Source organism: Stenotrophomonas sp. T8, from assembly GCF_051853085.1.
In the GTDB taxonomy this organism is placed as follows: Bacteria; Pseudomonadota; Gammaproteobacteria; order Xanthomonadales; family Xanthomonadaceae; genus Stenotrophomonas; species Stenotrophomonas sepilia.
Window position 1 is genome coordinate 168,531 of the sequence record NZ_CP195329.1, and the last position, 17,189, is coordinate 185,719.

At 68.0% G+C, this 17,189-nt stretch carries 17 protein-coding genes and 1 riboswitch; of the genes, 6 read left to right on the top strand and 11 right to left on the bottom strand.

Going from position 1 to position 17,189, the window contains the following annotated elements:
- Positions 1–106: 106 nt before the first annotated feature.
- Positions 107–1,315, bottom strand: coding sequence for a beta-ketoacyl-ACP synthase I (fabB, locus tag ACSDHM_RS00815; protein ID WP_005415129.1), 1,209 nt, complete (start codon positions 1,313–1,315; stop codon positions 107–109).
- Positions 1,315–1,830 carry a 3-hydroxyacyl-[acyl-carrier-protein] dehydratase FabA gene (fabA, locus tag ACSDHM_RS00820; RefSeq protein ID WP_005415130.1) on the bottom strand — a complete coding sequence of 172 codons (516 nt, stop codon included), beginning with the start codon at positions 1,828–1,830 and terminating at the stop codon, positions 1,315–1,317. Before fabA ends, fabB begins: the two co-directional genes overlap by 1 nt.
- Positions 1,831–2,020: 190 nt before the next feature.
- On the opposite strand from fabA, the gene dinB reads away from it, so the two are divergent.
- Positions 2,021–3,115 carry a DNA polymerase IV gene (dinB, locus tag ACSDHM_RS00825; RefSeq protein WP_072167741.1) on the top strand — a complete coding sequence of 365 codons (1,095 nt, stop codon included), beginning with the start codon at positions 2,021–2,023 and terminating at the stop codon, positions 3,113–3,115.
- A 300-nt stretch (positions 3,116–3,415) separates the two neighbouring features.
- Here the strand turns inward: dinB and ACSDHM_RS00830 are convergent, their stop codons facing one another.
- Together ACSDHM_RS00830 and ACSDHM_RS00835 are read right to left on the bottom strand one after the other, a co-directional pair.
- Positions 3,416–4,327 (bottom strand): MBL fold metallo-hydrolase, encoded by a 912-nt coding sequence (locus ACSDHM_RS00830; RefSeq protein ID WP_334271494.1) that lies wholly within the window; start codon positions 4,325–4,327, stop codon positions 3,416–3,418.
- A gap of 65 nt (positions 4,328–4,392) precedes the next feature.
- A complete protein-coding gene (locus ACSDHM_RS00835; protein WP_072167743.1) occupies positions 4,393–5,031 on the bottom strand; it encodes an NAD(P)-dependent oxidoreductase in 639 nt (212 codons plus the stop codon).
- Between the two features lie 108 nt (positions 5,032–5,139).
- Between ACSDHM_RS00835 and ACSDHM_RS00840 the strand changes: the two genes are divergently transcribed.
- The 3 genes from ACSDHM_RS00840 (at position 5,140) to gph (ending at position 7,589) form a co-directional block, all read left to right on the top strand.
- The gene (locus tag ACSDHM_RS00840; protein ID WP_072167744.1) at positions 5,140–6,069 is read left to right on the top strand and encodes a LysR family transcriptional regulator; all 930 of its coding nucleotides are present in this window, start codon (positions 5,140–5,142) and stop codon (positions 6,067–6,069) included.
- A complete protein-coding gene (locus tag ACSDHM_RS00845; protein ID WP_005415136.1) occupies positions 6,066–6,857 on the top strand; it encodes a class I SAM-dependent methyltransferase in 792 nt (263 codons plus the stop codon). Before ACSDHM_RS00840 ends, ACSDHM_RS00845 begins: the two co-directional genes overlap by 4 nt.
- 63 nt (positions 6,858–6,920) lie before the next feature.
- A complete protein-coding gene (gph, locus tag ACSDHM_RS00850) occupies positions 6,921–7,589 on the top strand; it encodes a phosphoglycolate phosphatase (RefSeq protein ID WP_072167746.1) in 669 nt (222 codons plus the stop codon).
- 91 nt (positions 7,590–7,680) lie between these two features.
- On the opposite strand, the gene btuB is transcribed toward gph, so the two are convergent.
- Positions 7,681–9,522: a TonB-dependent vitamin B12 receptor gene (btuB, locus tag ACSDHM_RS00855; RefSeq protein WP_088496579.1), complete on the bottom strand. Its 1,842-nt coding sequence runs from the start codon at positions 9,520–9,522 to the stop codon at positions 7,681–7,683.
- Between the two features lie 116 nt (positions 9,523–9,638).
- Positions 9,639–9,861, bottom strand: a riboswitch (cobalamin riboswitch).
- A gap of 143 nt (positions 9,862–10,004) precedes the next feature.
- Here btuB and ACSDHM_RS00860 point away from each other — a divergent pair.
- Positions 10,005–10,583, top strand: a complete 579-nt coding sequence (locus ACSDHM_RS00860) for a histidine phosphatase family protein (protein ID WP_072167748.1) — start codon at positions 10,005–10,007, stop codon at positions 10,581–10,583.
- 89 nt (positions 10,584–10,672) lie between these two features.
- On the opposite strand, the gene ACSDHM_RS00865 is transcribed toward ACSDHM_RS00860, so the two are convergent.
- Together ACSDHM_RS00865 and ACSDHM_RS00870 are read right to left on the bottom strand one after the other, a co-directional pair.
- A complete protein-coding gene (locus ACSDHM_RS00865) occupies positions 10,673–11,035 on the bottom strand; it encodes a TfoX/Sxy family protein (RefSeq protein ID WP_053498035.1) in 363 nt (120 codons plus the stop codon).
- Complete coding sequence (locus tag ACSDHM_RS00870) at positions 11,032–11,514, bottom strand: GAF domain-containing protein (protein ID WP_004140850.1); 483 nt, start codon at positions 11,512–11,514, stop codon at positions 11,032–11,034. The genes ACSDHM_RS00865 and ACSDHM_RS00870 overlap by 4 nt, the downstream gene beginning before the upstream one ends.
- A 68-nt stretch (positions 11,515–11,582) precedes the next feature.
- Here ACSDHM_RS00870 and bioD point away from each other — a divergent pair, with 68 nt between their 5' ends.
- The gene (bioD, locus tag ACSDHM_RS00875) at positions 11,583–12,275 is read left to right on the top strand and encodes a dethiobiotin synthase (protein ID WP_088496577.1); all 693 of its coding nucleotides are present in this window, start codon (positions 11,583–11,585) and stop codon (positions 12,273–12,275) included.
- Between the two features lie 64 nt (positions 12,276–12,339).
- On the opposite strand, the gene ACSDHM_RS00880 is transcribed toward bioD, so the two are convergent.
- The 4 genes from ACSDHM_RS00880 to msrB all read right to left on the bottom strand — a co-directional run bounded on the left by ACSDHM_RS00880 (position 12,340) and on the right by msrB (position 17,128).
- Positions 12,340–13,788: a PLP-dependent aminotransferase family protein gene (locus ACSDHM_RS00880; RefSeq protein ID WP_439426569.1), complete on the bottom strand. Its 1,449-nt coding sequence runs from the start codon at positions 13,786–13,788 to the stop codon at positions 12,340–12,342.
- 243 nt (positions 13,789–14,031) lie between these two features.
- Entirely contained in the window at positions 14,032–14,769 is a 738-nt protein-coding gene (gene msrA / locus ACSDHM_RS00885; protein ID WP_111008275.1) for a peptide-methionine (S)-S-oxide reductase MsrA, read from the bottom strand.
- Between the two features lie 14 nt (positions 14,770–14,783).
- Complete coding sequence (locus ACSDHM_RS00890; RefSeq protein ID WP_111008271.1) at positions 14,784–16,553, bottom strand: cytochrome c biogenesis protein DipZ; 1,770 nt, start codon at positions 16,551–16,553, stop codon at positions 14,784–14,786.
- A 2-nt stretch (positions 16,554–16,555) separates the two neighbouring features.
- Positions 16,556–17,128 (bottom strand): peptide-methionine (R)-S-oxide reductase MsrB, encoded by a 573-nt coding sequence (gene msrB / locus ACSDHM_RS00895; RefSeq protein WP_439426570.1) that lies wholly within the window; start codon positions 17,126–17,128, stop codon positions 16,556–16,558.
- Positions 17,129–17,189 lie beyond the last annotated feature (61 nt).

A 17,189-nucleotide genomic window follows, 5' to 3' on the forward strand; every position in this document is an offset into this window, starting at 1 on the left:
GCCCAGTGCCCCGGTAGGTGCCAACCTTGGTTGGCACAGAGCCGAGCATGGCTCGGCTCTACATCCTTGGGTGGGTGCCGACCGTTGGTCGGCACGCCCGTCCCCATCACACCCGCCCGAACACCAGCGCGGCGTTGGTGCCACCGAAGCCGAAGCTGTTGGACATCACCGTATCCAGTTTCTGCTCGCGGCTCTCGCGCAGGATCGGGAAGCTCTCCACCTTCGGGTCCAGCTCGCCGATGTTGGCCGAACCGGCAACGAAGCCATCGCGCATCATCAGCAGGCAGTAGATCGCCTCGTGCACGCTGGCTGCACCGAGCGAGTGCCCGGACAACGCCTTGGTCGAAGACAGCGGCGGCACCGCATCGCCGAACACTTCGCGGATCGCGTTGAGCTCGGTGACATCGCCCAGCGGGGTCGAGGTGCCGTGGGTGTTCAGGTAGTCCAGCGGGCGATCGACACCCTGCAGCGCCATCTTCATGCAGCGCACCGCACCTTCACCGGAGGGCGCGACCATGTCGGCGCCGTCGGAGGTTACGCCATAGCCGATCAGTTCGGCATGGATGTGCGCACCGCGTGCGACGGCGTGGTCGTAATCCTCCAGCACCAGCATGCCGCCACCACCGGCGATGACGAAGCCGTCGCGGTCCTTGTCGTACGGGCGCGAGGCGCTGGCCGGGGTTTCGTTGAAGCTGGTCGACAGCGCGCCCATCGCATCGAACATCACGCTCATCGACCAGTGCAGGTCTTCGCCACCGCCGGCGAACATGATGTCCTGCGCACCGTGCCGGATCATGTCCGCAGCGGCGCCGATGCAATGCGCCGAGGTCGCGCAGGCAGCCGACAGCGAGTAGCTGACGCCCTTGATCTGGTAGGCCGTGGCCAGGCAGGCCGAGACCGTCGAACACATCGTGCGCGGCACCATGTACGGGCCGACCTTGCGCACGCCACGTTCGCGCAGCAGGTCGACGGCACCGATCTGCCATTCGCTGGAGCCGCCACCGGAACCGGCGATCAGGCCGGTGCGCAGGCTGCTGACCTGCTCGGGGCTGAGCCCGGCATCGGCGATGGCATCGCGCATGGCCAGGTAGGCGAAGGCCGCCGCGTCGCTCATGAAGCGCTTCTGCTTGCGGTCGATCAAGGCGTCCAGGTCGAGGTCGACGCGGCCACCGACCTGGCTGCGCAGGCCTGCTTCGGCGTGGTCGGCCAAGGCGGTGATGCCCGAGCGTCCCTCACGCAGCGCGGCCGAAACGGTATCCAGATCATTGCCGAGGCAGGACGTGATGCCCATGCCGGTGATGACGACGCGACGCATCAGAAGCTCCCGGTTTCGGTGAACAGGCCGACGCGCAGGTCGCGCGCGCTGTAGATTTCGCGGTCGTCCACGTACATGCGGGCGTCCGACTGGGCCATCACCAGCTTGCGGTTGATGACCCGGCTGATGTCGATCTCGTAGCGTACGAGCTTGGCGTCCGGCAATACCTGGCCGGTGAACTTCACCTCGCCACAGCCCAGCGCGCGGCCCTTGCCGGGTGCACCCAGCCAGGTCAGGAAGAAGCCGGTCAGCTGCCACATGGCATCCAGGCCCAGGCAGCCTGGCATCACCGGGTCGCCGATGAAGTGGCAGCCGAAGAACCACAGGTCCGGGCGGATATCCAGTTCGGCGCGTACCATGCCCTTGCCATGCGGTCCGCCGTCCTCTCGGATGTCGGTGATGCGGTCGAACATCAGCATCGGGTCGTTGGGCAAACGGCCGGCGGCGGTGCCGAACAGTTCACCGCGTGCGCTGGCCAGCAGCTGTTCGCGGTTGAACGCGTGGAGACGGGTCATGAAGCACAATCCTGGAAGCGGAGAACAGGGAAACAAGCGCCCGAGAATGCCCGTGGAAACTGCGCCGATCAAACATTTCAACCGTACGCAACCGTAGTGTTTTCAAGGGAATACGCGCATCCTGTTGATGTGCAACGACCATACTTCGGCGTGTGGCCCACCCGGCCCGGCCCCGCCTTTTCCACCTGACATGACCCGACTGCGCAAGATCATCCACGTTGACATGGACGCGTTCTACGCGTCGGTGGAGCAGCGCGACGATCCGTCACTGCGCGGCAAGCCGGTGGTTGTGGCATGGCGCGGCGCACGCTCGGTGGTGTGCGCGGCATCGTACGAGGCACGCGTGTTCGGCGTGCGTTCGGCCATGCCGGCAGTGCGGGCCGAACGCCTGTGCCCGGATGCGATCTTCGTGCCGCCCGACTTCGCACGTTACAAGGCGGTGTCACGCCAGGTGCGCGAGATCTTCCTGCGCCACACCGACCTGGTTGAGCCGTTGTCGCTGGACGAAGCCTACCTGGACGTGACCGAGCCGAAGAGCGGCATCGAACTGGCGACCGATATCGCCCGTACCATCCGCATGCAGATCCGTGAGGAGACGAACCTGACTGCTTCAGCCGGGATCGCGCCGAACAAGTTCCTGGCCAAGATCGCCTCGGACTGGCGCAAGCCCGATGGCCAGTTCGTGATTCCACCGCAGCGGGTGGACGCCTTCCTGCTGCCGTTACCGGTGAGCCGGGTGCCTGGTGTCGGCAAGGTGATGGAAGGCAAGCTGGCCGCGCGCGGCATCGCCACCTGCGGCGACCTGCGGCAGTGGGCACTGATCGATCTGGAAGAAGCGTTCGGCAGTTTCGGCCGCAGCCTGTACAACCGCGCACGCGGCATCGACGAGCGGCCGGTGGAACCGGACCAGCAGGTGCAGTCGATTTCCTCGGAGGACACCTTCGCCGAAGACCTGCTGCTGGAAGACCTGACCGAGGCCATCGTGCAGTTGGCGGAGAAGACCTGGAATGCCACTCGCAAGACCGAACGTGTCGGCCATACCGTGGTGCTGAAGTTGAAAACCGCGCAGTTCCGCATTCTCACCCGCAGCTTCACCCCGGAACGTCCGCCGGAGTCGATGGAAGAACTGCGCGACATCGCACTGGCCCTGCGCGCCCGCGTCGACCTGCCAGCGGAGACACGCTATCGGCTGGTGGGTGTCGGGCTGGGCGGCTTCCGCGAAAAGGAACCGGTGGTGCAGGGGGAATTGTTCGAGCACGACATGAACAATCCCACAGATACCTAATCATCAAATAGTGGGGTCAGAGCCCGTTGCGCAGCAACGGGCTCTGACCCCGTGCCGACCAACGGTCGGCACCCACCATCAGCAGCAGGTTCCGACAGATAGCGGGAAACTGTCGAAGGCGGGGTGGGTCCGGTTGCGGGGGCGTGAGCCGCATGGATGCGGCGACCGAGCTTACATGGACGTACTTGCAGCGCCCCCCGCAACCGGACCCACCTCGCCTTCCCACCGATAGCCAGCTGTTGCTGTTGCTGTTGCCTCTGCAGGTGCAGGGCGCAGCCCTGCAAAAGAAAACTCCCCACCTCATGGCCACTGCATCTCGCCCTTGGCCACCTTCGCACTCAGCTCCAGCGATGCCACGCCGGCCAGCGTCGGGTAGCGCGCCTGCATCGCCTTCACCAGTGCCGCACTGTCCTTGGCCTTGGCCGCCTCGGCGTCGAACGCGCGGATGTAGTCCGCAGTGAAGCGCAGCGCACTGGCATCCAGTGCGGCACCCGGCGCGTAATGCCCCGGCACCACCACCTTCGGCTTCAGTGCCTGCAACCGCTGCAGGGTCTGCAGCCAGTCAGTGTGCGACTTCGTCGTCTGCGTGTCGGCCATCCACACGTGCTCACCGGCCACCACCGGAATGCCGCCGACGATCGCGCGCAGCGACGGTACCCACAGCACCGTGCGGTCCGGGGTCGGGCCATCCAGGCCGATCAGTGGCAGGCGCTGGCCTTCCAGCTGCAGGGCATCGCCGTCCAGTACCTGCGGCACCACGATGCGTGCCGGCACGTCGGCGCCCATTTTCGGTCCCCAGTGGGCCAGCTTGCCGGCCTGGGTCTGCTGGATGTGGGCGACGGTCTGCGCAGTGGCGACGATGCGTGCCTGCGGGAAGGCATCCTGCAGGGTGGCCAGGCCGAAGTAGTAGTCCGGATCGCCGTGGCTGATGTAGATCGTGGTCAGCTGCTTGCCACTGGCGCGGATCCGTTCGACCAGCTTGCGTGCGTCGCTGGCGCCGAACTGCGCGTTGACCAGGATCGCGTCGTGGCGGCCTTCGATCAGCACCGAGGATACCGAGAACATCGCCTGCGGGCCGGGATGGAAGGTCTGCAGGTGCAGTTGTGATTTCGTCGCGATGGTCGGCGCCGCGGTGGCCGGTGCGGCCAGCAGCGGCGCACTGGTGAACGTGGCGGCCAGGGCGAGGGGAAGCAGCAGGGCAGCGGTACGCATGGGGAATTCCTTGTGTCGGATAGGGAGCCGAGCGTGGGCTTGGCCCTACAGGGCTCGCGCGTCGATCAGTACGCGGCCGTGATGATCTGCTTCGGGTACTGGTGCGCTTCCAGCTCGGCGACGAACGCGGCGCCGTAGTCGGCATAACTGATGCGGCTGTGGCCGCTGGCGTCGGCCAGGAAGGCCTTGGGCTGCACACGGTACTGGCCGCGCTCTTCGCCCGGGCCGATTTCGGCGGCCGGCGAGAAGAAGGTCCAGTCCAGGTCGTCCACTGCCTGCAGGCGATTGAAGGCTTCACGATGGGCCAGCGCGTACGGCTTGTAGGCTTCCGGGAAGTTGGGGGTATCGACCAGCTGCACGCCCGGCGCGACTTCCAGGCTGCCGGCGCCACCCACCACCATCAGGCGCGGTACGCCGGCCTTGCGCGCGGCGGCCGCCAGCTGCGCGGCGATCTCGCCCACGCGGCCGATGTCATCGCCCGGACGCGGGCCGTAGGCGCTGGCCAGCACGTCGTGGCCAGCGATGGCGGCGACCAGCGCGTCCTGGTCATCCAACGAGGCGATCACCGGATGGGCACCGGCCAGTTCGGCCGGAAGGTCCTGCGCGCTGCGCACGATGACGGTGAGTTCGTGGCCGTGGGCCAGCGCGTGGCGGGCGATCTGGCGGCCGATGTTGCCGGTGGAACCAACGAGGGCGATCTTCATGGCAGGACTCCGTGGGGCGATGTGGGCTGGGAATGGGGCCACTCTAGGCCGCTGCAGTCGCTCGAAAAACAGCGTATAACGCGCTTGTTTGTTGCGTGGATCGAGCATATGGACCGATTGACCGCCATGGCCGTGTTTGTCGAGGTGGCCGAGCGCGGCAGCCTCACCGCCGCCGCAGAAGTGCTGGACATGTCGCGGGCGATGGTCAGCCGCTACCTGGCCGAGGTCGAGGGCTGGCTGGGCGCACGCCTGCTGCACCGGACCACACGCCGGGTCAGCCTGACCGGCCCGGGCGAGGCGGCGCTGGCGCGCTTCCGGCAGATGCTGGCAATCGGCGAAGAACTGCAGGGCGAGCTGGCCAGTGATGATCCCGAGCCGCACGGCACGCTGCGGGTGACCGCCAGCGTGTCGTTCGGGCAGAGCCACCTGGCGCGGGCGGTGGCCGGTTTCGTCGCACGCCATCCGGCGGCGCGCATCGAGCTGCTGCTGGTCGACCGCACGGTGAACCTGGTCGAGGAGCGCGTGGACCTGGCCGTGCGCATCGCGCGCCAGATCGACCCCAGCCTGATCGCGCGGCGGCTGGCCACCTGCCGCTCGGTGCTGTGCGCGACGCCGTCGTACCTGCAGGCGCGTGGCACGCCGACCGCGCCGGAGCACCTGGCCGCGCACAACTGCCTGACCCACCACTACGTCGGCAAGAGCCTGTGGCAGCTGCACCGCGATGGCCGTTCGCTGTCGGTGGCGGTGGGCGGCAACATCAGCGCCAACGATGCCTCGCTGCTGCTGGAGGCGGTACGCGCCGGTGCCGGGATCGCCATGCTGCCGACCTACCAGGTGGCGCCACTGCTGCGCAGCGGCGAGCTGATCGAACTGCTGCCCGGATTCAGTCTGGACGAGCTCGGCATTCATGCCGTGTACGCATCACGGCGCCAGCAGCCCGCTATCATGCGGCGATTCCTGGATTACCTGGCCGAGTGTTTCGCCAGCCCGGCCTTCCAGGATCTGGATTGGCGCCCACCGGGCAAGGAGAACACATGAACCATGGACAGGCCTTGATCGACCACAACCGTGCTGCCTGGGACCGCCAGGCCAGCGAAGTGCGCGAATGGTCGCGCCCGGTGGAGAGTTCAACCATTGCCGCCGCGCGCGAAGGCCGCTGGCAGGTGCACCTGACCCCACGCGCGCTGCCACTGGACTGGCTGGGCGACGTGCGCGGCCGCCGCATCCTGTGCCTGGCCTCGGGTGGTGGCCAGCAGGCCCCCGTGCTGGCCGCTGCGGGCGCCGACGTCACCGTGTTCGACCTGTCCGACGGGCAGCTGGAACAGGACCGCCGGGTCGCTGCGCGTGATGGACTGCAGCTGCGCACGGTGCAGGGCGACATGCGCGACCTGCACGTATTCGCCAACGACAGTTTCGACGTGGTGTTCCATCCGATCTCCAACCTGTACGTGCCCGACGTGCGCCCGGTGTGGACCGAATGCCGCCGCGTGCTGGCGCGCGATGGCATGTTGATGGCCAGTTTCTACAACCCGGTGCTGTTCGTCGGTGCACGTGATCCGCAGCTGGACGCACAGGGTTTGATCCGGCCGCAGTACGCCATTCCCTATTCGGACCTGGAAGACCTGCCCGCCGCAGAGCGTGAGGCGAAACTCGCCCGCGGTGATGCGCTGACCTTTGGCCACAGCCTGACCGAACTGATCGGCGGGCAGCTGGATGCAGGCTTCGTGATTGATCGGTTCATGGAAGACTGGCAGCCGAAGCCGCGCTTCCTGATCGACCGTTACCTGCCCACCTTTCTGGCCACCCGCGCACGCAGGATCGGATGAGGCGGATCCTGGAAAAGAACGCGGCGTACAATGGGCGGCCCCACGTTGTACAGGCGTCGTCCCTTGTCGTATCCCTATCCGCTGGTCGTATTCGATCTCGATGGCACGCTGGTCGACAGCGCATCTGACATCGCCGAAGCGCTGAACCGCACGCTGGAAGCCATCGGCATGGCACGCGTGCCGGAAGCCACCGTGCTCGGCTGGATCGGCGACGGAGTGCGCCGCCTGGTCGAACAGGCCGTGCACGCCGCCGGTCGTGAGGTCGACCTGGCCGAGGTCATGCCGGTGTTCATGGTGCACTACCGTGAATGCCTGCTGCGCAGCCCGCGCCTGTTCGATGGCGTGGCCGAGGCACTGGCGCAGCTGCGCGCGCGCGACGTGCCACTGGCGATCTGCACCAACAAGCCCGAAGCACTGGTGCCGCCGCTGCTGCAGCACCTGGGCATCGGTGATGCGTTCGCGCTGGTACTGGGCGGCGATTCACTGCCACAGCGCAAGCCCAGCGGCGAACCGCTGCGGCACATCGCCACGCACTTCGGGCTGCCGGTGCAGGCGTGCCTGATGGTGGGAGATTCGTTGACCGACTACCGCGCCGCCGAAGATGCGGGCATGCCGATCGCGCTGGTGCGCTACGGCTATCCGCGCGGCCTGGACCTGGCCAGCGCGCATGCGGTGGCGGTGATCGACGACCTGCGTGAACTGCCGGGGTTGACCGCCGGCGTCCCGGTGTAGAGCCGAGCCCATGCTCGGCTGCTTTGCTGCCTGAGCCGAGCATGGGCTCGGCTCTACAGAGAAAGCGCCGGGCAATGCCCGGCGCCTTCTTTCATTTCGGCTGGTAACGCACACTCAACTGGTACTCACGGCCCGGCTGGTTGAACCACGCCACCGTCTCATACCTGCGGTCGAACACGTTTGTGGCACGCGCCAGCAGCGACCACGACGGCGTCAGCGCGTACTCGGCGCGCAGATCCAGCGTGCCGTACCCCCCCACCTTCACCGCGTTGGCGGCATCGTCATAGCGCTTGCCCGCACCCTGAACCGTCAGGCCTGCGCGGAAGTCCCCGAAACGCCGGTCGATGTCCAAGCGCGCGGTCTGCTGTGCACGACGCGGCAGCCAGTTGTCGAACTGCGTGCTGCCGCCGGTGCGGTTGCGTGGGTCGGTGTAGCTCAGCTGGGCGTTGATGTCGAAGCCGGCCAGCAGCACGCCACCGGTCAGTTCGGCACCGCGGATGCGCGCCTTCTCCACCTGCTGCATCCTGAAGGTCGCCGCATCGTAGGTGATCAGATCATCGATGCGGGTTTCATAGACGTCCAGGCCCCAGTGCCAGCCCTGTCCCTGCTGCGAAACGCCCAGGTTGGCGCTCTTGGACTTCTCCGGGTTCAACGTCGGCACACCGCTCCACGGGTCATACAGGTCGCTGAAGGTCGGCGCCTTGAACGCGGTGCCGTAACTGGCATTGACACGCAGGCCGTGGCCGAGCTCCATCGCCCAGCCGAGGCTGCCCGTGGCGTGGTTGCCGAACTGCTGGTTGTCGTCGTTGCGCGCGCTGGCCTGCAGCTGGTGGCGGCCGAAGCGCCCCTGGTACTGCACGAACACGCCGGTGTTGCGGCGGCTGTCGACCCGATATCCGGCACTGCTGCCATCCAGGTTGTCTTCGCTCCAGTCCACGCCGGTGCTCAGCAGCTGGCCTTCGGCCAAGGCGAAGTCACCCTGCAGCGAGGCACTGTCGCGGTGGGTCTGAGCGCTGCCACGGGCACCGAAGTCACCGAAGTTGTCCGACTCGTTGTCACTGCGCCCGACATTGGCGGTGAACGCCAGGCGTTCGGACGGGGTGTAGCGCACCTTGCCGGCCAGCACCTGCTGGCGGGTTTCCGAATAGTTGTAGTAGCCGTCGTAATGGTTCTTTCCGTCGGCACGCAATGCACTGCCTTCCACGTTCCATTGGTCGTTGAAGGTGTAGCCACCGCGCAGGCTCTTGGACAGGTTGCGGTAGCCATCGCGGTCATGTTCGTCGGCAAAGCAGCCGGTGAACAGCGTTGCCGAGCCGCGGCAGGCATCGATGCCATCGGAATGCTGGTAGGCGATGTCGGCGCCGAACCAGCCGCGTTCGGTCCCGCCACCGATCCCGCCGCTGGCTTCGCGCAGGCCGTTGCTGCCGCCACCGAGCTGGAAGTGCGGGGCGAAATCACCCTGGTTGCGGCGGGTGAAGATCTGGATCACGCCGCCAATGGCATCGGCGCCGTACAGGCTCGACTGCGGGCCACGCACGATTTCCACGCGCTCGATCTGCGCCAGCGGCAGGTCCTGGTACATCGCCAGGCCGAGGTCGGCACTGTTGATGCGCACGCCGTCGACCAGCACCACGGTGTGGCCCGAGTTGGTGCCGCGCAGGAACAGCGAGCTCTGCTTGCCGAGCCCACCGGCATTGGTCAGGTTGATGCCGGCGCGGCCGCGCAGCAGTTCCTGCAGCGAGGTGGCCTGGCTGGATTCGATCTGCGCGCGGTCGATCACCTGGGCCGGCGCGATGCTGTCCTGCAGGGCGATCGGGGTGCGCGTGGCGGTGACCAGGATCTGGTCGAGCGCGGTGGTGTCATCGGCGGCCTGTGCCAGCGCGGGCAGGGCGGCCAGTACGGCCAGGGACAGCATTCGGGACTGCAGCTTCATGGGGGGACTCCAGGTGCCACGCACGCCCGCGTGGCGAAGGGGAGGAGCCGCGAAGGCAGGCACGCGCCGATGCCGCAGCGCACGCCACGGTCATCCAGCGCCATGCCCACCGCATCGCGACCTGAGGCTTCCGGGCCGGTCTCCGGGCTTGCCGCCGGGTGGCGCGAGGCCACCGTCCAGGCGCCTTCCCATGCCTGCGGCACAGTGGCGGTGTTGCCTGGAACTGACGTGCTTACCGTTGCGGGGGCAGCGCCGGCCTGGCGTGGAATCACGCGTCACCGGCTTCCCGTTTCAACCTGCCGGCCACGGCCGCAGGTCACCTGGAAGTGCGCGCAGTCTACGGCATCGCAGGCCGTCCCGTTGCGTCGCGCCTGCGCGGCTGCCTTTGCTGTGCCTTTAGAATGGTTGCTCGATCCCGTGGTGCCGTTACCGATGTCTGCCCGTTCTCCGTTGTACCTGCGTCGCCCGTCCGGGACGCACGCATGATCCTCGACCTGGTCCGCCATGCCGGCAACGGTCGCGATGAGTTCCTTGATGGCCGCAGCGATCCACCGCAGCTGGCCGGCCTGCCGCAGGAGCTGGTCGAGGCCTATGCCGAGCAACGCTGGGAGCGGGTGATCAGTTCACCGCGGTTGCGCGCCCTGCACACGGCGATGGCGCTGGCCACCCCACGCGGGCTGGACGTCGAAGCGGACGAGGAATGGGAAGAACTGGATTTCGGCGATTGGGACGGGCAGTCGCTGTTCGACCTGCCGGAAGATGCGCTGGCCGCCTTCCATGCCGATCCGCATGCGTTCCCGCCGCCGAACGGCGAGAGCTGGGGTCATTTCGAGCGGCGTATCGCGCGCGCGCTGGATCGCCTGCTCGATGATGATGATCCGGTGCCGACGCTGGTGGTCAGCCATGGTGGCCCGCTGCGCATGGTGTTGTCGCAGGTCTGCGGCCTGCCGATGTCGCTGTGCTGGGCCCTGCGCATCGACCACGGCACGCGCCTGCGGGTGTGGCTGGAGCGGGGCGAGATCGGGCTGGTGGGCGAGCTGCTGGAACTGCAGCAGCCCTGATCTGCTCTTGTAGAGCCGAGCCATGCTCGGCTGCACTTCGATCAGAAAGGCCAGCCGAGCGTGGGCTCGGCTCTACAGGAGGGCGCGGCTCAATCCTCGTCCGCGCGCTCGGCCACGTTGTCCTCGGCGTCATCGTCGGCATCGAAGCGCTGCTCGTGCACCGGGCCCGACGCCGGGCCGGCCGCCTTCAGCGGATGCGCGGCGATGCGCGCCTCATAGTCCTGCACCAGCGCCTCACGCTGCGGCTCGCTCAGCTCCTGCCAGTGGCAGTCCAGCAATGCGCCTTCCAGCGAGTACAGCAGGTTCAGGCTGGGCTTGAAGCCGGCCCGCTTGACCTTGACGAAGGCGCCGACTGCGCCGATCGCCACCAGGTCCTCGCGGCTGCGCAGCCCGACCTGGCGCAGCCAGGCTGCACTCTTCGGGCCGATGTTGCGCAGCTTCGGTGCGCTCATCCCAGTGCCTCGACGAACACGCGGGCGATGGCTTCCAGGCCGGCCTGATCGTCGGCGTCGAAGCGGCCGACCTTCGGGCTGTCGATATCGAATACGCCGATCAGTTCATCGCCGCGCAGCAGCGGCACCACCAGCTCCGAACGCGAGGCCGAATCGCAGGCGATGTGGCCGGGGAAGGCATCGACGTCGTCCACGCGCTGGGTTACGCGCTGGCTGGCGGCGGCACCGCACACACCCTTGTCCAGCGGGATGCGCACGCAGGCCGGCAGGCCCTGGAACGGGCCGACCACCAGTTCCTTGCCGTCATACAGGTAGAAGCCCACCCAGTTCAGGTCGGGCAGGGCGTGATAGACCAGTGCGGAGAGGTTGGCCGCGTTGGCGATGCGGTCGGACTCGGCGTAGACCAGGCCACGGGCCTGTTCCAGCAGCTGGGCGTATTGTTCCGGCTTGCTGCCGGTGAGCGAGGCATTGGCGAACATGCCCGCAGTCTAGCAAGTGCACCGGGCCGGCGATAATGCACACACTGTTGCCCTGTTGGAGCCCATCGATGCCGTTGCCCGCTACGCTGCCGCCCGCCCTGTTCGTTACCGGCACCGATACCGAAATCGGCAAGACCGCGGCCAGCACCGCGCTGCTGCATGCACTGCGCCAGCGTGGCCTGCGTGCAGTGGGCATGAAGCCGGTGGCCAGCGGCAGCGAGGATCTGGGGCAGGGCCTGCGCAACGAGGACGCGCTGGCGCTGCAGGCGGCCAGCTGGCCGGCGCCGGACTATGCCGACCTGAATCCCTACGCGCTGCGGCAGCCGCTGGCACCGGAGCTTGCCGCTGCCGAGGACGGCGTGCAGGTGGAGCTGGCGCCGATCGTGGCCGCGTTCGAACGCCTGCGCGCGAAGGCCGATATCGTCGTGGTGGAGGGCGTGGGCGGTTGGCTGGCGCCGGTCTCGGCCACGCTGGACCAGCTCGACCTGGTGCGTGCGCTGCAGCTGCCGGTGCTGCTGGTGGTGGGCATGCGGCTGGGCTGCGTCAACCACGCGCGGTTGACCGCGCATTCGCTGCAGGCCAGCGGCGTGGACTGCCTGGGCTGGATCGGCAACCACATCGACCCGGCAATGCAGCGCCAGGACGAGAACATCGCCACGCTGCAGCAGCGCCTGCCGATGCCGTGCTGGGGACGGCTGCCGCATCTGCCGGATGCCAGTGGTGAAGTGCTGGCGGCGCACCTGCTCGACGACCTGGGGTAGTGCCGGCCGCTGGCCGGCAACCTCGATGAATCACGTCCGTGCAGTTGCCGGCCAGCGGCCGGCACTACCGTGCTGCAGCCGCCAGCTCCCGCGCGATCGCACCCAGCCGTTCCACCGCACCGATGAAGCGTGCATCCAGGCTCTGGCAGCACGACAGCCGCAGGCAGTGGCGATAGCGCGCACCACGCGAATAGACCTGGCCGGGCATGAACACGATGTCCTCCTGCAACGCTCGCTCGAACAGCTCGCGCGTGTCCACGCCCGCCAGTTCCAGCCACAGCAGGAATCCGCCCTGTGGTTCGGTGGCGCGGGTGCCTGCCGGGAAATGCTCGGCTACCAGCTGGCGCAGCCGTCCCACCTGTTCGCGGTACAGGCGGCGCATGCGATGCAGATGGTGCTCGTAGCTGCCTGCTTCCAGATACGCGGCCACCGCATCGCCGAGCAGCTGCGGCTCACCACCGGTGGACTGGAACTTCAGCAGCGCGATGCGCTCTGCGAAGCGGCCGCCATCCAGCCAGCCGATGCGGTAATCCGGCGCCAGTGTCTTTGAGAAGCCACCGACCACCATCACCCAGCCATCGCGATCGAAGGCTTTCAACAAGGGTGCCGGCGGCTCGCAGAACTGCAGCTCGGCGTACACCGCATCCTCGATCAGGGGCAGCTGCCGTGCGTTGACCAGCTCGGCCAGGCGTTGTTTGGCGGCGGTCGGCATGGAGCAGCCGAGCGGGTTGTGCACGGTCGGCATCACCACCAGTGCGGCCAGCGGCGTGTGCTCCAGCAGCGCATCCAGTGCATCCACATCCAGCCCGTGCTGCGGGTGGGTGGGCAACTCGATTGCCTGCAGGCCGAGGTTGGCCAGCAACGGATACAGGTTGAAGTAGGACGGCGCCTCGATGCCCACTGCGTCACCGGGCTGGGTGACCGCGCGCAACGCCAGCTGCAGGGCCTCCATCGCACCATGGGTCAGCAGGAGTCGCTCGGCGTGGGTGTGCAGGCCCATGCGCGGACTGCGGCGCACGATCTGCGCCAGCAGCCGGGGGGAGCCGTTGGGTCTCGCATAGGTCTCCACCGTCTGCTGGCCGTGGCGCAGCACCTGCGCGGTATGCCGGGCCAGCTGCGCGCCGGGATAGAACTGGCGACCACGTGGGCCGGCGAAGGCCAGGTCGACCACACCCGGGCGGCGCTGCGCTTCCAGTACCCGGGCCATCAGCACCTGCTGCAGCGGCGCGGTGGGCGCGGACGGGGTGTCGCGCAGCGAACGCTCCGGCACCGACAGCCGCGGCGCGACTTCGAAGCCCGCCTTCGGCCGCGGAATCACCAGCCCGGCATCTTCCAGCTGGCGATATGCCGCGATCACCGTGTTGAGGCTGAGCCTGCGCTGCGACGCCATCTGCCGCAGCGAAGGCAGGCGGCTGCCGACCGGAAGGCGGCCGCCGTGGATGGCCTCGGCCAGTTCGTCGGAGAGCCGCTGGTAGCGTGGAGGGATCATCGTGGCCTGGTCATCTGTATCCATCGAACATGCCGCCATCTGGTTCTGTACCCATGATGATGGCGAGCCTAGCATGTCGTCGTCGGCCGGGCCTGATCGGGGCGTGGCCGGCGCATTCCAAGCGCACGGCGGGACCGCCGTGCGTCTTTTTTTGGTGTGTAGAGCCGAGCCCACGCTCGGCTGCTTTTCCGCCAACAGCAGCCGAGCGTGGGCTCGGCTCTACAGAAGCGCAGCGCCGAGCACCGATCAGCCCCAGGGGAAATGCCGTCAGCGCATCGGCACCAGCACCGCGTCGCGCCGGTACAGCGCCGGAAACTGCTTGGCCAGGGCCGCCAGCTTCGGTGCGTCGTAGTAGCGGATGTAGGCGGCCTGCGGGTAGTTGGTCATGTAGTTCTGGTGGTAGCTCTCGGCCGGGTAGAAGCGCTGGCCGCTGACCAGCTGGGTGACGATCGGCGCGCGGTAGCTGCCGGCCTGGCCGAGCTGGGCGATGTAGGCACGGCTGGCCGCCTGCTGGCGGGCGTCGTCAGTGAAGATCGCCGAACGGTACTGGCTGCCGTGGTCCGGACCCTGGCGGTTGAGCTGGGTCGGGTCGTGCGCGACTGAGAAGAACACCTGCATCAGCTGTCCATAGCTGACCTGGCGCGGGTCGTAGTCAATCTTTACGGCTTCGGCATGGCCGGTCTGGCCACCGCTGACGCGCTCATAGCGCGCATTGGCTGCACTGCCACCGATATAGCCGGACACCGCATTGCTCACGCCCTTGACGTGCTGGAACACGCCCTGCACGCCCCAGAAGCAACCGCCGGCAAACACCACGCTGGCGTGGGTGGCGTCATCGCGGAACGCCGCATCGCCGGTGGGGGCCGGCAGTGCCTGGATCTGCGCGCTGGCTTCGACCGGCGCCGCAGCCGCGCCGTGATCGACCAGCAGCACCCCGGCAATCAATGCCATGGCAACCAGGCCGGCAACACCGGCGGCGATGCTCTGTTCAAAGGAGAGTTTCATCATGTGCTCCCGGTTCAACCGAAGGTGAAGGCATAGGCCTGCACGCCCGCATCGAGGAATTCGATCTCGAAGCGATGCGGACCGACCGTGCCGCGCTGGCGTACCAGCTGGTACAGGCGATGCTCGTCGACCACGCCACTGCCATCGGCGCCGACATCACTACCGGCATCGGCAGCGGGCAGCGCCTTGCCATCCAGCCAGACGCGGAAGCGCACCGGCGTGCCGTCGCGGCTGGGCGCCAGCACCAGGTGCAGGTCACGCGCATGGAACTGGAAGGCAATGCGGCCACCGGCCTGCTGCAGCTGTGCGGCTTCATCGGTGACGGTCCAGCGCCCCGACAGTCCCCACTGGTTCAACGCCAGGGTGGTCGGCAGCGTGTAGTCGAACGCGCTGTTGCTGCGCTGTCCGCCGGGCGAGGCGAACTGCTCGGCGCGGGCGTGGCCCAGATAGGTTTCCGGCGAGCGCAGGTTGCCCATGTCGGCCTGCACGGCCACGCCTTTCAGGTCGGCGGCAGCAGGATCGGCAGGCGGCGGCAGGTTGGCCTGCCCGGCTTCGGTCAGCAGGCGACGGATCATCTGTTCCGAACGCGCGTAGTTGCCTTCGCCGAACTGGTGGCCGCGGATGTTGCCCTGCGCATCGACGAAGTACTGCGCCGGCCAGTAGCGGTTGTTGAACGCGCGCCAGATCGTGTACTGGTTGTCCAGCGCCACCGGGTACTCGACCTTCAGCTGCTGCACCGCCTTCATGACGTTGCGCGGGTCACGCTCGAAGGCGAATTCCGGCGTGTGCACGCCGATCACCACCAGGCCGTGGTCGCGGTAGCGGCGCTCCCATTCGTGCACGAACGGCATCGCGCGCAGGCAGTTGATACAGGAGTAGGTCCAGAAGTCGACCAGTACCACCTTGCCGCGCAGCTGCTGGGCCGCCAGCGGTGGGCTGTTGAGCCAGCCGGTGGCCCCGTCCAGCGCGGGCAGGGTGCCCTCGACCGGCAGCGGTGCATCGCCAGCGGCGTTGGCACCGGCCATCATCATCATCGGTGGTGCCGCCGGCTGCGCGCCGGGTACCGCGTCCAGCAGGCCCTGCTCGATACGCGCGGTGCTGACCGTGGAAAGGCGGGTCAGCAGGCCGGTATCCCAGCCCAGGCCGATCGCCACCACTGCCAGCAAGGCGGCCACGCCCAGCACCTTGCGCAGCACATCGCCGAGGCCAAGCCGCGCCTGCAGCGCACGGAACACCCGGCCGCCCACCCACACCGCCAGTGCCAGCGCGGTGATCGCGCCCAGCGCATACGCCAGCAGCAGGGCACTGGTACCCACGCTGGCACCATGCAGGGCGGCACCGGTCAGCACCAGGCCGAGGATCGGACCGGCGCATGGCGCCCACAGCAGGCCGGTGGCGATGCCGATCAGCAGCGAGGTCCACGCGCCGCCGCGCCCAGCGGCATCCGCGGCATCGGCGCGCGCGCTCAGACGGGCACCCACGCGCTGGAACGGCGCCAGCAGATGGTCGGCCACTCGTGGCCACAGCAGGGCGACCGCGAACAGCGCCATCAGCAGCAGGGCGATCCAGCGCCCGACCTGGTTGGCCTGTGCCACCCATTGGCTGCCCACCGCGGCCAGGCTGGCGACCACGGTGAAGGTGAGTGCCATGCCCAGCAGCAATGGCAGCGTGCTGCGCAGGAACGGACGGTCGGCACGCGCGAACACGAACGGCAGCACCGGCAGGATGCAGGGGCTGAGCAGGGTCAGCGCGCCTCCCAGGTAGGCAAGCAGCAACAGCAGCATCGTCAGGCTCCGGAAACAGGGGAAGAACCGACCGGCACCCGCCAGCCGTCGGCAGTGCCATCCGTGGCGCCGGGAACGAACACCATCGCTGCACCGTTCATGCAGTAGCGCAGCCCGGTCGGGCGTGGGCCATCGTTGAACACATGGCCGAGGTGGCCACCGCAGCGGCGGCAGTGCACCTCCACCCGCAGCATCCCGAAGGTGACGTCGCGGTCTTCGCCGATGGCGTTGTGCAGCGGCGCCCAGAAGCTGGGCCAGCCGGTGCCGCTCTCGAACTTGGTGGACGAGGAAAACAGCGGCAGCGCACAGCCGGCACACGCGAAGGTGCCCTGGCGGTGTTCCTTGTTGAGCGGGCTGCTCCACGGCCGTTCGGTGGCCTGCTGGCGCAGCACCGCGTACTGCTCCGGGGTCAGGCGCTGGCGCCAGTCGGCATCGCTGTGCATGACCTCGAACTGTCGCGACGGGCGCGCTTCGGCGGCGGCGGGGGCGGCGCGGCTGCAGGCCCCCAGGCCGAGCAGGCCGGCGGCGGTGGCAACACCGCCCAGGCCCAGCAGATGGCGGCGGGACAAGGACATGGCGGACTCCGGGAAGGGGGTGACGGGGCCATGCTGCGCCCGCCCGGGTCAACGAATCCTC

Coding starts and splice junctions, on each gene's coding strand:
- fabB (WP_005415129.1), bottom strand. CDS start 1,315: ATGCGTCGCGTCGTCATCACCGGCATGGGCATCACGTCCTGCCTCGGC.
- fabA (WP_005415130.1), bottom strand. CDS start 1,830: ATGACCCGTCTCCACGCGTTCAACCGCGAACAGCTGCTGGCCAGCGCA.
- dinB (WP_072167741.1), top strand. CDS start 2,021: ATGACCCGACTGCGCAAGATCATCCACGTTGACATGGACGCGTTCTAC.
- ACSDHM_RS00830 (WP_334271494.1), bottom strand. CDS start 4,327: ATGCGTACCGCTGCCCTGCTGCTTCCCCTCGCCCTGGCCGCCACGTTC.
- ACSDHM_RS00835 (WP_072167743.1), bottom strand. CDS start 5,031: ATGAAGATCGCCCTCGTTGGTTCCACCGGCAACATCGGCCGCCAGATC.
- ACSDHM_RS00840 (WP_072167744.1), top strand. CDS start 5,140: ATGGACCGATTGACCGCCATGGCCGTGTTTGTCGAGGTGGCCGAGCGC.
- ACSDHM_RS00845 (WP_005415136.1), top strand. CDS start 6,066: ATGAACCATGGACAGGCCTTGATCGACCACAACCGTGCTGCCTGGGAC.
- btuB (WP_088496579.1), bottom strand. CDS start 9,522: ATGAAGCTGCAGTCCCGAATGCTGTCCCTGGCCGTACTGGCCGCCCTG.
- ACSDHM_RS00860 (WP_072167748.1), top strand. CDS start 10,005: ATGATCCTCGACCTGGTCCGCCATGCCGGCAACGGTCGCGATGAGTTC.
- ACSDHM_RS00865 (WP_053498035.1), bottom strand. CDS start 11,035: ATGAGCGCACCGAAGCTGCGCAACATCGGCCCGAAGAGTGCAGCCTGG.
- ACSDHM_RS00870 (WP_004140850.1), bottom strand. CDS start 11,514: ATGTTCGCCAATGCCTCGCTCACCGGCAGCAAGCCGGAACAATACGCC.
- bioD (WP_088496577.1), top strand. CDS start 11,583: ATGCCGTTGCCCGCTACGCTGCCGCCCGCCCTGTTCGTTACCGGCACC.
- ACSDHM_RS00880 (WP_439426569.1), bottom strand. CDS start 13,788: ATGGATACAGATGACCAGGCCACGATGATCCCTCCACGCTACCAGCGG.
- msrA (WP_111008275.1), bottom strand. CDS start 14,769: ATGAAACTCTCCTTTGAACAGAGCATCGCCGCCGGTGTTGCCGGCCTG.
- ACSDHM_RS00890 (WP_111008271.1), bottom strand. CDS start 16,553: ATGCTGCTGTTGCTGCTTGCCTACCTGGGAGGCGCGCTGACCCTGCTC.
- msrB (WP_439426570.1), bottom strand. CDS start 17,128: ATGTCCTTGTCCCGCCGCCATCTGCTGGGCCTGGGCGGTGTTGCCACC.